General features: G+C 52.0%; 14 protein-coding genes. 13 read left to right on the top strand and 1 reads right to left on the bottom strand.

Translation table 11 applies throughout. The annotated features are described in order from the left end of the window. Nucleotides 1-53 precede the first annotated feature (53 nt). From PKX57_RS02785 to PKX57_RS02735, 11 genes are all read left to right on the top strand, one after another. A complete protein-coding gene (locus PKX57_RS02785; RefSeq protein ID WP_213920482.1) occupies nucleotides 54-1,436 on the top strand; it encodes a hypothetical protein in 1,383 nt (460 codons plus the stop codon). 208 nt (nucleotides 1,437-1,644) lie between these two features. Then, nucleotides 1,645-2,874, top strand: coding sequence for an aminotransferase class I/II-fold pyridoxal phosphate-dependent enzyme (locus PKX57_RS02780; protein ID WP_213920483.1), 1,230 nt, complete (start codon nucleotides 1,645-1,647; stop codon nucleotides 2,872-2,874). 12 nt (nucleotides 2,875-2,886) lie between these two features. After that, a complete protein-coding gene (buk, locus tag PKX57_RS02775; protein WP_213920484.1) occupies nucleotides 2,887-3,948 on the top strand; it encodes a butyrate kinase in 1,062 nt (353 codons plus the stop codon). Then, complete coding sequence (locus PKX57_RS02770) at nucleotides 3,945-4,844, top strand: bifunctional enoyl-CoA hydratase/phosphate acetyltransferase (protein WP_214047910.1); 900 nt, start codon at nucleotides 3,945-3,947, stop codon at nucleotides 4,842-4,844. The genes buk (PKX57_RS02775) and PKX57_RS02770 overlap by 4 nt, the downstream gene beginning before the upstream one ends. Beyond that, nucleotides 4,845-5,933 (top strand): butyrate kinase, encoded by a 1,089-nt coding sequence (gene buk, locus PKX57_RS02765; protein WP_214047911.1) that lies wholly within the window; start codon nucleotides 4,845-4,847, stop codon nucleotides 5,931-5,933. It begins immediately after the preceding gene. After that, nucleotides 5,917-6,591 carry a nucleotide-binding protein gene (locus tag PKX57_RS02760; protein WP_213919614.1) on the top strand — a complete coding sequence of 225 codons (675 nt, stop codon included), beginning with the start codon at nucleotides 5,917-5,919 and terminating at the stop codon, nucleotides 6,589-6,591. Before buk (PKX57_RS02765) ends, PKX57_RS02760 begins: the two co-directional genes overlap by 17 nt. Further along, on the top strand, nucleotides 6,584-6,808 hold the full coding sequence (locus PKX57_RS02755) for a 4Fe-4S dicluster domain-containing protein (RefSeq protein WP_213919615.1): 225 nt from the start codon (nucleotides 6,584-6,586) through the stop codon (nucleotides 6,806-6,808). Before PKX57_RS02760 ends, PKX57_RS02755 begins: the two co-directional genes overlap by 8 nt. A 12-nt stretch (nucleotides 6,809-6,820) precedes the next feature. Then, nucleotides 6,821-7,876 carry a 3-methyl-2-oxobutanoate dehydrogenase subunit VorB gene (locus PKX57_RS02750; protein ID WP_214047912.1) on the top strand — a complete coding sequence of 352 codons (1,056 nt, stop codon included), beginning with the start codon at nucleotides 6,821-6,823 and terminating at the stop codon, nucleotides 7,874-7,876. Between the two features lie 9 nt (nucleotides 7,877-7,885). Beyond that, nucleotides 7,886-8,638, top strand: a complete 753-nt coding sequence (locus PKX57_RS02745; RefSeq protein ID WP_472415960.1) for a thiamine pyrophosphate-dependent enzyme — start codon at nucleotides 7,886-7,888, stop codon at nucleotides 8,636-8,638. Next, a complete protein-coding gene (locus tag PKX57_RS02740; RefSeq protein ID WP_213919950.1) occupies nucleotides 8,635-9,177 on the top strand; it encodes a 2-oxoacid:acceptor oxidoreductase family protein in 543 nt (180 codons plus the stop codon). The genes PKX57_RS02745 and PKX57_RS02740 overlap by 4 nt, the downstream gene beginning before the upstream one ends. Before the next feature lie 97 nt (nucleotides 9,178-9,274). Continuing rightward, nucleotides 9,275-9,610: an MGMT family protein gene (locus PKX57_RS02735; RefSeq protein WP_470745906.1), complete on the top strand. Its 336-nt coding sequence runs from the start codon at nucleotides 9,275-9,277 to the stop codon at nucleotides 9,608-9,610. On the opposite strand, the gene PKX57_RS02730 is transcribed toward PKX57_RS02735, so the two are convergent. Then, nucleotides 9,598-10,944, bottom strand: a complete 1,347-nt coding sequence (locus tag PKX57_RS02730; protein ID WP_213919948.1) for a hypothetical protein — start codon at nucleotides 10,942-10,944, stop codon at nucleotides 9,598-9,600. The genes PKX57_RS02735 and PKX57_RS02730 overlap by 13 nt on opposite strands. Before the next feature lie 90 nt (nucleotides 10,945-11,034). On the opposite strand from PKX57_RS02730, the gene murJ reads away from it, so the two are divergent. Both murJ and PKX57_RS02720 read left to right on the top strand, forming a co-directional pair. Then, nucleotides 11,035-12,528, top strand: coding sequence for a lipid II flippase MurJ (murJ, locus tag PKX57_RS02725; RefSeq protein ID WP_213919947.1), 1,494 nt, complete (start codon nucleotides 11,035-11,037; stop codon nucleotides 12,526-12,528). 59 nt (nucleotides 12,529-12,587) lie between these two features. Further along, nucleotides 12,588-13,820, top strand: coding sequence for an aminoacetone oxidase family FAD-binding enzyme (locus PKX57_RS02720; protein ID WP_214047913.1), 1,233 nt, complete (start codon nucleotides 12,588-12,590; stop codon nucleotides 13,818-13,820). Nucleotides 13,821-13,954: the final 134 nt, after the last annotated feature.

The following is a 13,954-nucleotide window of genomic DNA, read 5'->3' as shown; positions in this document are numbered from 1 at the left end:
ACTTAATTAATTGCGATCAATCCAACTCAGGAATTTATGGGAGGTAGTTCGAAATGAAGAGGCTCTTTCTGATCTTAATGTTCTTGATAGTGACGGTTTTCGCCTTTTCCGGCCCGGGATTCTTCATCAGTTTCTTTCCGGTGCTTTCGCTCAACAATCTACCGGCGCACGATAGAGACTACCGGCCGACTATGTACGATATGTACGACTACTTCACATACCCGGCTTTTGCGACTTTCGGAATCGAATTATCCGGCCCCTCTTACAGGGCGCTCTTGAGGTTCGATTTCAGGCAGGATCTTTCGGCCTACCTGCGGGGTAAAGGCTGGTCCAACCTGCCACTAGATCCAAACAAGAACTCTCTCTATATCGACACCGATCTGCCCAGGGTCGGACTGGCCGAATACGAGAACTCCCTGATCAGACTTTCGGCAGGCAAGAGGAAGCTCCACTTCGGGCCGGCCACGTACAACTTCGTGTTGTCGGAAACCGTTCCTTACTTCGAACATCTGTGGTTCGATTTGAACACAGAGGTCTCCTACGGCAGATATTTCTACAACTTTTTCCTCATCTCTTCCGATAGATCGGTCTATAACAGTCCTAAGACTTTGATCGGTCACTCGTTCGGCTTCAGCAACGAACTCCTGAGGTTAGGTCTGGTCGAAACCAACCTGATCAGCAAAACCTTTCCCGACTTGAGAGACCTCAGCCCCTTCACCATCTTCCACAACAATTACGCCAGGAACTCAAATGTGAACGCCGGTATTTTCCTGGAGCTGGATCTCGACCGTTTCGATCTGTACGGGTTACTGTACGCCGACGACATACTTATACCGGGAGACAGAACGAAAAACCCCACTTCTCTGGGTTGGTATGCCGGCGGTACATACACTTTTATCGATGGCGGGAATTACTCCGGTCCGCTTCTATGGGACAGTCAGTTCACACTCCGCGAAAAGACTGTTTTCGAGAACTCCGGAGGACTGAAATTGAAGTACGAGCATTACCACAGCACTCCCTACCTCTACAACAGAGACTTCGAAGAGGGAAAATACACCAATCCGATCCGCTTCAACGCCGGTGATATAGAGGGTGGACAGTACGTGGTCGTGAACGGCTTCTACGGATTCCCTTACGGCCCGGACGTGACTCTGGACCTTCTCGCGCTCTCGTACGAAACGGAAAAGGTGCTGACCGAAATCCGCCTGGAGTATCTTAGATCGGGCGTTTACAAGATCGACAATTATTACGGCGAACCTTTCGAATACGACTGGTACAGACTGGCCGAACCGATCACCAGAAAGGCCTTGCTGAGTTTTAATCTACACTACAGCCCCGATGGCAGACAGGAGTTTTTATTCTCATCCTTGCTATCGTTCGGCGAGAAGCTGGGATTCAATTTTAAGGCTGGATACGGAAGGTTCTTCAGTTTTTGATCCACTTCCTGTGCATAAGTGCAGAGATTTGCAGTGTTGAACAAGACTGCACGCAAACACTTGCACAACCCAGGCCTTTCTGAAGTTTAATTTTCTATAATTCGCTTTAAAAGCCAGACCTGATTTGGCGAATGGTCTGGCATGTTTTTGCTTTTAACACATTGAAACATAAATCGAAAAAACAAAAAAAATTAGGGGGTGTTCCACAATGACCGACAAGTTTTCCAAGATGGCCAAAAAGATGAAGTCTAACATCATAAGAGAGTTGCTCAAAGTCACCGGCAAACCCGGAATGATTTCCTTTGGAGGGGGAGTTCCCGATCCGGAGACCTTTCCAAGGCACGAAATGGCCGAAATATCCAGAGAAATACTGGAAAATGAATACAGATATACACTGCAATACGCATCTACCGAGGGAGACCCGATACTCAAAGAGGAGTACATCTCCCTGCTCAAGAGAGAGAACGGGATCGAAGGTCTGGAACTGGACAACCTTCTCATCACCGTAGGTTCTCAGAGTGCGCTGGATCTGGTGAGTAAGATTTTTTTGGACGAGGACAGCATCTATTTCGTTTCCAAGCCAGTCTATCTGGGAGCTGCCAGCACCTTCTCTTTGAGATCCAGACAGTACGTTTACATGAATCTCACCGAAGACGGCGTGGATCTCGATGAACTCGAACAGAGCCTCGAAGAGATAAAGGTCAGGGGAGATATCGGAAAGGTCAAGTTCATATACGTCATATCCAATTTCCACAACCCCGGCGGCGTTACGATGTCTCTGGCCAAGAGAAAGCGACTGGTTGAAATAGCCGAAAAGTACGATGTCCTGATAGTCGAAGACGATCCTTACGGGGATCTCAGGTACGATGGCGAAGCCATAGATTCCGTATTCAAAATCGGTGGAAAAGACAGGGTTCTGCTTCTCAAAACCTTCAGTAAAATACTCTCTCCCGGTCTGAGACTCGGAGTGGTGATCGGAAGTCACGATGTCATTAGAAAGATGGTCATGGCCAAACAGGCGGCCGATCTCTGCACGCCCAGTCTCACGCAAAGGCTCGCGGCCAGATACCTTCAGAGACACGATATTATGGCACAGATCAAACCGACCATAGCCCTTTACAAAGAGAAGAAAGATCTGATGCTGGCAGAACTCGAGAAGAACTTCGGCGATATGGAAGGGTTCCACTGGACCAGACCCGATGGCGGTCTCTTCATATGGTTCACCCTTCCGGAAGGCTTCAACACCGATGAAATGCTGGAAATGGGCAAATCCGAGAACGTTCTCTTCGTACCGGGAATCGCTTTTTCACTGGATGACACTTGCAAGAACTCGATGCGACTCTCCTTCTGTCTCCCTCCAAAAAACGACATAATAGAAGGAGTTAGAAGATTGAAGAAGGTTATAATGGAATACGGCGAGGAACGGAATCTTCTTTGAGGGAGTGAGACTATGAAAGTTCTGGTTATAAACCCGGGATCAACTTCCACGAAGATAGGTGTTTTCGAAGACTCTACGCTTGTGCTCGCCGAGTCTTTGAAGCATGTGAAGCGTGAAGATTCTCCGCACGACAAGGGAGTGGCGTCGAGAGCCGATGAGATACGGAGTTTTCTCGCTGTCAAAGAGATCTCTCTTGAGCAGTTCGATGCGATAGCCTGCAGGGGAGGGATACTACCTCCCATGGAGAGTGGTACCTACAGGGTGAACGAAGAGATGTGCCAATACCTGGTTCACAGCTCTAAAATGGATCACCCTGCAAATCTGGCCGCCCCGATAGGGATGGAGCTGTCACGTGGCAGTATCCCTGTCTTCATAACAGACCCGGTCTCCGTTGATGAGTTTTCGCCCGAGGCACGTTACTCAGGCCTTCCCCAGATACCCAGGGTTTCGCTCCTGCATGCGCTTAACATGAAGGCGGCGGCGAGACAGGTGGCGGCCGAGTTCGGTAGAGATCTCGAGAACCTCAACCTGGTAGTGGTGCATCTTGGAGGCGGAATATCCGTTGGGCTTCAATTGAGAGGAAAGATGGTCGATGTAAACAACGCGAACGACGAAGGCCCTTTCAGTCCAACGAGGTCGGGAGAGCTGCCGGTAGGAAGCGTCGTGGAAGCCTGCTTCAGCAGCGGGTTATCCGAGAAGGAGCTGTTGTCCAGGTACACCAAAGCCGGTGGAATGGTCGCCTATCTGGGTACCGACGATCTGAGAATAGCTATGGAAATGGCCAGAAGCGATGAAAAGGCGCGCGAAGTGATCGAAGCCATGGCCTACGGGATCGCCAAGGAGATAGGTGGAATGTGCACAGTGGCCGGGGGACAGATAGACGCGATAGTTCTCACAGGGGGCATGGCCTACAACGGCAGCTTTGTAGAAATGATCAAAGGATACGTGAGCAGATTCGCTCTCGTCGTCATAGAACCCGGTGAGAATGAGCTCATGTCGCTGGCTATGGGAGCAGAGCGTGTACTCACCGGTGTCGAAAAAGCGAGAGAGTTCCATCCGGAGGTGGTACTTTGATAACCAATCTTTCAACGCTCGTGGAACTGGCAAAGAAAAATCCGAAGGTAGTTTCGGTGGCTGCCGCCGAAGATGAAGTGGTTATCTCATCGGCGAGGGAAGCTTATCTAGAAGGGATCGCCACCTTCCGCTTCTACGGTTCGGCCGATAAGATAGAAAAGATGTGTTCGGCTCTGAATTTCAAAGAAGGTTACACGATCATAGATTGCAAAAATAAGGCAGAATCAATAAAGAGTGCGATACTTTCAGTTTCCTCCGGCGAGAGTCAGCTTCTCATGAAAGGGTATATAAAAACGGGGGAGCTTCTGAGCGCCTTTCTCAAAGACGAGTTCAACCTCAAGACAGGCAGAACCATGAACCTGGTGACTGTCTTCGAGCTGGAAAGATATCATAAACTCCTCCTGGTCACCGACGCCGGGATGGTGATATCTCCAGATCTGCAACAGAAAGCCGACTCCATCGTGAATGCTGCTTCGGTCGCCAGAGCGCTGGGTATTGAAGTGCCGAAGGTTGCCGTTCTGGCAGCGGTTGAAGTCGTAAATCCGAAGATGCAGGCCACTCTTGATGCGGCAGTACTCTCTCAAATGGCCGCCCGCGGTCAGCTGGGCATGGTGGAGGTTGACGGTCCTTTCGCGCTGGACAACGCGATCTCCGCCGAAGCTGCGAAGCACAAGGGTATAGTCAGCCCGGTAGCGGGGGACGCCGACATAGTTATAATGCCCGATATCGAAGCCGGAAACATCTTCTACAAAGCTATGGCCTTTTTATCGGGTGCAGAGCTGGCAAGTACGATTGTGGGCGGGAAGGTGCCGATAATTCTGACATCCAGAGCCGACTCCGAGAGGACGAAACTCCAGTCCATCGCTCTCAACGTCGTGCTGGCGGGAGGGGTATGAATGCCAATCGTCCTGGTAATCAATCCCGGCTCCACATCTACCAAGCTCGCGCTTTTCAATGATCGCGAACTCATTAGGGAACACACCATAAGACACCAGCCCGAAGAGCTCGCTCAGTTCAACACTCTCTACGAGCAGAGGCTCTTCCGCAAGAGATTGATAGTCGAATTTCTCCAGAGCAGCGGCTATCCGCTCGATGGAATAGATATGATAGTCGGAAGGGGCGGAATGCTAAAGCCGCTCCAGGGCGGTACGTACCATGTGAACGACAGTATGATAGAGGACCTGAAAACGGCCCGTTACGGAGAACATGCCTCGAACCTCGGAGCGATACTGGCCAGAGAGCTTTTGAGCGAGAGCGGCAGGGACATACCGATCTTCATCGCCGACCCCGTTGTGGTCGATGAGATGGAACCGCTCGCCAAATACTCCGGCCATCCCGATTTCAAGAGAAGATCGATATTCCACGCGCTCAACCAGAAGGCCGTCGCGAGACAGGTGGCCGCCAGGTACGGCAAAAGGTACGAAGAGATGAACCTCGTGGTCATTCATATGGGCGGAGGCATTTCGATAGGCGCCCACAGGAAGGGAAAGGTCATCGATGTCAACAACGCTCTCGACGGCGACGGTCCTTTCAGCCCCGAAAGATCGGGGACTTTGCCGCTGACCGGTCTCATAAAGCTCTGCTTCTCAGGCACTTACACAAAAGACGAGATGAAGAAGCTTATAAAGGGCAGGGGCGGATTGATGGCCCACACCGGTACGACAGATTGCCAGAAAGTCCAGACGTACATTCGCCAGGGCGATCAGAACAGCAAGATGGCCTACAGAGCGATGGCCTACCAGATCATCAAATGGGCCGGGAAGATGGCCGCCGTTCTCAGAGGCGAGGTGGATTCAATAATAATCACCGGTGGCATAGCCTACGATAAGAATTTCATGATCCCATGGCTCACCGAAAAGCTGTCTTTCATAGCTCCGATAGATATCGTACCGGGTGGGAACGAAGAACTGGCTCTCGCCATGGCCGGCCTCAGGGTTATCGAAGGTTCAGAGGAGGCCAGAGAGTACGATGGAATTTCCCGGTAAGATACTGATATTCATGGGTATGTTCGGGAGTGGAAAGACGGAAATCGCTCTCAATTTTGCACAATCGCTTTCGAAGGCCGGCCAGAGGGTAGCGCTCGCCGATATAGATACCATAAGCCCTTACTACAGATCTAGAGATCTCAGGGAAGCCTTTGGAAAAGATGGCATAAAGATAATTGCACCGGCCGGAAAGTTGGCCCATGCCGATCTTCCGATCATATCTCCCGAAATTTTCGGTTATGTGGAAAACCCCGAATACAGAATTGTTATAGACGTCGGCGGAAACGACGACGGCGCGGTGGTTCTATCGTCTCTGAGCCGTAGGTTGCCGGCGGAGAGGTGCACCACTTTCTACGTTTTGAATCCCTACAGACCTTTCAACGATACGATCGCCAACGCCGTATCACACGTCGAAAGGCTAAGGGAGAAATCGAGGATGAGGATAGACTTTCTCGTGAACAACTCCAACATAGGCCCGGAAACGACCGGAAAAGAGATACTGCACGGAGAGGACTTCATCGAGGAGATCTCGAAAATAACGACCATCCCCGTAGCCTTCACCGTCGTCATGAACGGTGTAAAGGCCCTTAAAGGAAGATACCACGAGTTTCGTATAGTTAAATACATGAAAAATCCTTGGGAGGTAGAGAATGAGTAAGAATTTCGTGAAAATAGACGAAGAGCGTTGCAAAGGCTGCGGCCTTTGCATAAACTTCTGTCCGAAGAAAGTACTCAGTTTCTCCGAAAAGTTCAACAGCAAGGGCTATCATCCCGCCAGACAGCACGATCCCGATAATTGTATCGGGTGCGGTTTCTGCTACATGATGTGCCCCGACACCGCTATAACCGTCTTCAAAGAGACGGCGAAGGTCTGAAGGAGTGATAACATGGCCGAAAAAGTGATGGTCAAGGGAAACGAAGCGATGGCCGAGGCCGCCGTAAGGGCCGGTTGCCGCATTTATTTTGGATATCCCATAACCCCCCAGTCCGAGTTCATCGAATATATGGCCCGTAGAATGCCACAGATTGAGGGTGTATTCCTGCAATCCGAGAGCGAGGTCGCGGCCGTCAACATGGTTTACGGGGCTGCCTGCACCGGGAACCGGGTGATGACATCCACTTCCAGTCCCGGTTTTAGTTTGATGCAGGAGGGGGTTTCCTACATAGCCGGAGCCATGCTTCCGGCAGTGTTCGTGAACGTCGTGAGGGGAGGTCCGGGGCTGGGAGATATACAACCGGCCCAGAGCGACTACTTCCAGGCAACCAAGGGAGGTGCCCATGGCGATTACCACCTTATAGTCCTCGCGCCCGGCAGTATTCAGGAGTCCGTAGATCTCATGGAAGACGCCTTCAGAATGGCCGACGAATACCGCATGCCCGTGCTTATTCTGGCCGACGGTATGCTCGGACAGATGATGGAACCGGTCGAGTTCCCGGAGTTCGTCAAACTGGAAGGGATAAACGACCATTCTGCCTGGGCACTTCGGGGAGCGACAGGGCGCGAAGCCAACAAGGTTACTTCTTTCGACATCGATCCCGTGAACCTGGAAAAGATGAATATATTTATTCAAGAAATTTATAAAAGAATTAAGGCAAAAGAGGTACGGTACGAGACGATCGGCCTCGAGGATGCCGAGTATATGCTCGTAGGTTACGGAACTATGGGAAGAATCCTCGGCAGCGTAGTGAAGCTGGCCCGAAGTAAAGGCATCAAAGTCGGTCTCTTCAGACCGATCACGCTCTGGCCCTTCCCTTACGCCGAGCTGAAAAAAGCTGCCGAAGGTGTTAAAACGATCCTCACCGTCGAGATGTCAATGGGACAGATGGTGGAAGACGTCAGGCTCGCCGTCGAAGGTTCCGTCCCCGTTCAGTTCTACGGAAGGACCGGTGGAATGGTTCCGACGCCCGACGAAGTTCTCGCAGAGCTACTTAAGCATGTATGAGGTGATGATATGACTGAAGCGACTTACAAGAGACCGGAATCACTTGCCAAAAGAGAGTTCTCCTACTGTCCGGGATGCCATCACGGTATAATACACCGCCTTGTAGCCGAGACAATAGACGAGTTGAACATAAGAGAAAAGACGTTGATGGTCGCACCTGTGGGCTGCTCAGTCTTCGCCTACGAGTTCTTCGACGTTGACGGTACAGTTGCGCCGCACGGAAGGGCACCGGCCGTTGCCACCGGGATGAAACGCTCGTTGCCCGATAGAGTGGTCTTCACCTACCAGGGCGACGGTGACCTTGCCGCCATTGGAACGGCCGAAATAGTTCACGCCGCCAACAGGGGAGAGAAGATAACGACTATCTTCGTCAACAACGCGATCTACGGAATGACAGGCGGCCAGATGGCTCCCACCACTCTGCTGGGGATGAAGACCACCACTTCCCCGTACGGTAGAAAATCCGAAACCGAAGGCTTCCCGCTTCACGTGTCGGAGCTGCTAAAGGAAACGGCCGGAATAGTTTATCTCGAAAGAGTTGCGGTAAGCTCTCCACAGGAAGTGAGAAAGGCAAAAGCGGCGATAAAGAAGGCCTTCACAGTTCAGCTCAAGGGCCTGGGCTTCGCGATGGTCGAGGTGCTTTCCACCTGTCCGACGAACTGGGGTTTGAGTCCGGTCGAATCGATAAAATGGTTGAACGAAAATATGAAAAAGGAATACCCTCTCGGCGTTTTTGTCGATAAGGTCGGTGATCTGAAATGAAAGAACATCTTCTGGTGGCTGCCGGATTCGGAGGACAGGGAGTGATGCTCCTGGGTCAGGTTATAGCGACGGCCGGCATGTTCGATGGAAAGTACACCACATGGCTTCCCTCCTACGGTCCCGAGATGAGGGGAGGAACGGCCAACTGCACGGTAGTGATAAACGACGAACCGATAGGTTCCCCGATAACCGAGAGTCCCAACGAGCTGATCGTGATGAATATCCCCTCGCTGACAAAGTTCGAGAAGCAGATACAGCCAGGTGGAGTCATGGTAATCAACACGTCGGTTGTAGACAGAGAATCAACTAGAAAGGACATAGAAATCTTCAAGATCGATGCCGGTGCCGTGGCCGAAAGACTTGGAAACATGAAAGTGGCCAACATGGTGATCCTTGGAGCCTATATCGCAAAGACCGGCGCCGTTACGCTCGAGGGTGTGAGAAAAGCCTTCGAGAAGAAGCTCACAGGCGAGAAAGCAGACCTCATAGATCTCAACATCCAGGCGGTCAAGGCCGGAATGGAAGCCGTCGGACAGTAAGGGCGACGGCTCCGGTACCTCCTTGCTATTTCCCGGCAGCGGGCGCTCACCCGTCCGCCGCCGGTTTCTTTAAAAATGTTTGTGGAGTTTCGGGGTGATGAGGATGGAAGAGAAAGAGACGTCCATTTACAGAAGGATCTATGAAACAGTCAAGATGATACCTTCAGGGAAAGTTGCCACTTACGGGCAGATAGCCAGGATCGTCGGGAGTTGCACGGCCATAATGGTGGGATACGCCATGGCCGGAGTTAGCGACCCGGAAGTTCCCTGGCAGCGTGTGATAAACTCCAAAGGCAAGATCAGCATACGCGATCATGCCGGTTACTCTCTCCAGAAAGCCATTCTGGAGCGCGAAGGCATCGAATTCGACGAGAGCGATACTGTCGATCTTTCCGTGTACGGCTGGCGGGGGCCCGAACTCTATCTTTTTTGAAGCACATTTATCTCGAGGGTATGGCTCTTCTCGACCGGCTGTCCTTCGAAAAGCCCGTGAAACCTGAAGGTCACTTCATAAACCCCGGCCCGAGGAGGAGTCCAGCTGTAGATGCAGTGATCTCCCTTTGCAATCAGGGTTCCGGGCGAATCGACCAGTTCGACCCCGGCCGTTGATCGCCAGACCCAGGCAAATTCTGGAACGTACCATGCGGTCGATCCTACGTACTGCCAGTCGGCCAGCAGGGCATTGACCCTGAATTCTACAGTGTTGCCTTCGTATTCGCTGATCGAGGGAATCGCGATAGTTCTGCAGAACTCCTCGAAGGAGTTGAGGTAGAACCAGTCGTCCCAAAAAGGCACTATGTTCGCTCCAGCGCTTTCGTAAGCCTTTTCGACTATGCCTACGCAAGAGTAAAGGTCCCTCTTTGTGAAGGGGAGATCCCTGTAACCCGACCAGGCCAGACCGACCGACCAGAGGGCACCGTTATCGGCGGTTCTGTAGAGGTACCTCGAGATCTTCCTTCTTTGCTCATCTGTGAGCTCTCCAGCGTATCTTCTGGGGCCGGTGAAGGCCGGGGCCCAGTATTTCAACCATCGTGAAGCGTATGTGTCGTAGTTGAAAAGGTTGACGTATCTCGAACCGTCAAGATCGTTGGGAAAGACGAAGACTCCCTCTTCGATGAGGTTGAAACCGTGGGTCTGGTAGGGATAGGAATCGGCGAAGGTCACGCCGTCGTTGGAGCCGTAGTTTTCATTCGACATGGCCGTCTCTCTATCGACTCCGAGGTATATTCCCGAGTGTGAGGGGAGCCAGTTCGGCCCTATGTGGTACAGCAGATCTCCTTCGAGAAGGTACTTGCCTGGCAGATGCTGTGCGAAGTAAAGAGCGTCGGCCCAGCTTATTAGCAGGCAGTAGGGAAGTTGCGTGAACCTCACCACGGTTTCCAGAGCATCGCGGCTCACGGCGATCTCGCAACCGGAATCGGCCGGCGAGAAGGTACCGTCTCTAAGCAGAGGCTGCACCATCAGCACCTGTGACACTCCCGCTCCAAGCAACTCATGAGAGAGCTCCATGATCATTCCTGAAAGGGGGCTGCCATCCTCGAAGATCAGCAAAAGACTGTCTCCGGAGGGCCTCTGAACCGCATAGGCTAACGTTCCTGTTTTCTCCGTGTCCTTCAGAGATAGCTTTACGCCGGGAACGATCTCCAGAAAAGGCTCCCGCGGCGAGAAAGTGAACCTGAGGTATCTAAGCGGGGTCGAGGGGAGCCTGAAGCATGAAGAAATCAGGAAAACCACTATAAGTATTATGAAGAACGGTAACCTTCTCATCGGCCGTGAACCTCCCGCTGAAATTCTAGCATTCCTGCAGGAAAGAAAGCGATAACTATCATATACTTGTTAGGGAGATCGGAGGAAAGCATGCGAAGAATATCTAGATCCAGCTCAGTTGCCGTTGGAACGCTGGCCATACTCACATTCTCAATCATATCGAAGGGGATGGGTTTTTTCAGAGAGATGCTCATCGCCGGTCTTTTCGGAACTTCTGGCAATCTCGACGCCGTGTTCATCGCCATGACTCCAGCCACCACTCTCTCCAGCATAGTCGCCGGAGCCCTGGCTTCGATCTTCGTACCCATCTATCACTCTATAAGGAACGAAGATCCCCTTCGATCGAAAAAATACGCCGGTGCCGTGTTTTTGGCGGGAAGCGCTGTCTTTCTCTCCATGGGCATAGTTTTTTTGCTGATACCCGATCTGGTGATAAGACTCTTCGCTCCTGGCTTTTCTGAGGAAACCATCGCTTACGCCGCCAGGAAGCTGAGATTCCTTTCGATATATCCGCTCATAGGCGGGCTGGAAAACCTTCTGGGAACTCTTTTGAAGGCAAGCAGGAGATTCATTCAGTTCGGTATCTCCCAATTGATCTTCAACGTTGTGGCCATACCGGTTATCCTCTTCACCTCTCCCTTTCTCTCGGAAGCCTCGTATATACTGGCGTGGATCGTCGGAAACGCCCTGACGGTTTTGCTCTACGCTCTCCAGTCTAGGGATCTCTTCGTGTTGAAGTTTGACAGGGGCACCAGAATAGTCGAGACGCTCACCCTTTCTCTGCCTTTGGTCCTCTCTGGCAGTCTGAGCCTGATAAATGGAATGGTCGATAAAGCCTTCGTCTCTCTGCTTCCGCCCGGGAGGGTCTCGTCTCTCCAGTATGCGCACACGCTTTTAGGACTGATCACGTTCGTTGTTACGGCCTTTTTGATGACTTCCTACACCGAGCTCTCGGAATTCATCGTATCCGGAGAGCGTGAAAAGACACGTGAGAGGTTGCGAAAAACCGTCACGAGCTCGCTTAACATTGCCCTGCCTCTGGCGGTATGGGTGATATCGATGGCCGAACCTCTGGTGAGATTCATATACCAGCGTGGAGAGTTCGACGCCGATTCGACGAGGCTCGTCAGCATGGCCCTGATAGGGTACGGCGCGCTCATAGTTATTTCACCGGTATCGTACACCTGTTCCAGCTACTTCATAGCCCGGAGGAAGGTTCGCTTCATAACCCTTATATCTTTTATATCCATCATGCTCAACGTTCTCTTCGACTGGTTGCTGCTGGAACCTCTAGGCCACGCAGGCATAGCCGCCAGCACTTCGCTCGTTTCACTGAATTCGACGGTGATTTACAACCTCCTGATAAGAAAGGAAGGGATGAATTTCATGCCCTTCAGGAGGATCATGCTGCTCTTGACTTGCGCGGTGTCTCTCTATCTTTTTGTCTTCGCCTTGAAGTATTTTTCCACCACCCTGCTCTGGCTTCTGCTGGGGAACGTTATTTTCTTCGCGTTCTTTCTGTTCAGCGCACGGAGCGAGATTGTTGCCGGTCTTTCCCGGGTTCGCTCGATGAAGCGTTCATGAGCTTTGAAATTGCCGCCCCTTTCGAAAACGGCGGCCAGACACGATAGGAGGTCCTTAAATTGAGAAATATACTGGTTATAGGCGCCGGCCCGGCCGGCCTCTTCACTGCCATAAGCTGCACGACCGAGGGTAGAAACGTCACCGTACTCGATAAGAACGACTCGCCCGGTAAAAAGCTTCTGATGACGGGATCGGGACAGTGCAATCTCACCAATTCTGAGGCTCCGAAGGCGATGCTGAAGCATTACTTCGGGATCGAAGCGCAAAGGTTTCTGAAGCCTGCCCTGATGGCTTTCGACAGTTCAAGACTGATCGAATTCTTTCAAAAGAGAGGGCTGAAGATGACCGTTAGAGACGATGGAAAGGTCTTTCCCGTAACCCTCAGCGCCAGGGATGTGCTGGAAGTGCTCCTGGCAGAGTGTGAAAAGCAGGGTATAGTCATCCAGTGCAATTGCCGGGTTGCTTCCGTCGATAGAGACGACGACGGGACCTTTCTGGTCAAGACCCCGGGTGGAGATCTTCAGGCCAACTATCTGGCCATAACGACCGGCGGCAAGAGCTACCCCTACACCGGCTCATCAGGTGACGGTTACCTCTTTGCGCAAAAGATGGGGCACACGACGCAGGAGCCGAGGCCTGCGCTGGCGGCCGTATATATAGACGATTTTCCCTTCTCGGATCTCTCAGGCATCTCCATAAAGCGGGCAGAGGTCTCACTCTGGAGAAACGGCGGCAAGATAGCCGAAAGGAGAGAGGATCTCCTGCTGACCCACACGGGACTGTCCGGTCCATCCATTCTGCATCTCTCAAGAGAGATACTCCCGGATGACACTCTGCTTATCAATCTCGCCGGCTGGAAGAGGGAAGATGCCGACAGGCTGCTGCTGGAGAAATTGACCGCCAATGGCAAGAAGAACGTCAAGAATATCCTCGCCGATCTCGACCTTCCGGAGAGGTTGACCGAAAAGCTGGTGGAACTCTCTGGAGCAGCGGCGAGAACGGGAGCGGAGATAAAGAAGCAGGAGAGGAAGGAACTGGAGAGACTCCTAACCGGTCTCGAAATGAAAGTGTCCAGGACCGGGGACTTTCTAACCGCCATGATGACGAGGGGAGGGATTTCAATCCCGGAGGTTAACTCCAGGAGCATGGAATCGCGTCTGGTTCCCAGCCTCTTCTTCGCCGGCGAGGTTCTCGACTTCGACGGAGAGACTGGTGGTTACAACCTCCAGGCGGCTTTCTCGACCGGCTATCTTGCCGGAAACTCGATTCGAGTGAAATCGGAGAGGCCTTGAATGCGCCAGGGGAGGAGATAGGCCGAAATGTAAAAAAAATTGCTGCCCCTTTCGAGGGCAGCGAAGCGGTCTGAGGGTTACTTCAGCATCTTTATTATACAACTTTTTTCTCCAGAATCAAAATCGAGAAGTCA

Source organism: Mesotoga sp. (genome assembly GCF_035363035.1).
Lineage (GTDB): Bacteria > Thermotogota > Thermotogae > Petrotogales > Kosmotogaceae > Mesotoga.
This window is presented reverse-complemented; position numbering and strand designations above follow the sequence as displayed.